Raw genomic sequence first — 566 nt, 5'->3', positions numbered from 1 at the left:
TTCTGTATAAAATCCCACTTTCAGATAATCACGGCCCAGCCGGGACATATCCTTGACAATGACGGTTCCGATTTTCCCGGCTTCAATCTCGGACAGCATTTCCTGGAAACCCGGACGCTGGAAATTTGTTCCAGAGTATCCGTCGTCTACGAAAAAGCGGATATTCCGAAAACCATGGTCAGCAGCATACTTGGAAATCAGTTCCTTTTGATGAATGATGGAATTACTGTCACCTTGTAATTCATCGTCGCGCGATAATCTGGTGTAGATTGCGGTGTCCTTTTCTGGCTGTCTTGTCATAATGCGCCATCCTTTCGAGACAGCCAGCTCATTTGCGGCAACACCAATATATCACAAAATCTGCGTGATGCCAACTGCCTTTTGCAATTTTTACTGGCTATCCGCAATTTGATTCTTGATAAGGCGGCAGATTTTATCATTCATGCTCTCCTTGCTCTGCTCATTGAAGCAGATATGCACCTCATAGGTGGTGTGGCCGATGCGCTTCTCCAATGTCCGCTTGGTCTGCGGGGTGGATGTGGTAGGGGTGACTGCTTTCGTTTTTG

Annotated in this window: 2 protein-coding genes; both read right to left on the bottom strand. The window is 46.8% G+C overall.

Going from position 1 to position 566, the window contains the following annotated elements; all coding sequences use genetic code 11:
- A partial coding sequence (locus D1646_RS22570; RefSeq protein WP_160638542.1) for a recombinase family protein occupies window positions 1–300 on the bottom strand: 300 nt, incomplete at its 3' end.
- A gap of 90 nt (window positions 301–390) precedes the next feature.
- Window positions 391–513, bottom strand: a complete 123-nt coding sequence (locus D1646_RS22565; protein WP_243154311.1) for a transposon-encoded TnpW family protein — start codon at window positions 511–513, stop codon at window positions 391–393.
- Between the last annotated feature and the right edge of the window lie 53 nt (window positions 514–566).

The organism is Pseudoflavonifractor sp. 60, from assembly GCF_009911645.1.
Classification (GTDB): Bacteria; Bacillota; Clostridia; order Oscillospirales; family Oscillospiraceae; genus Lawsonibacter.
Note: the sequence above shows the minus strand (reverse complement) of the source record. Positions and strands in the feature narration are given on the sequence as shown.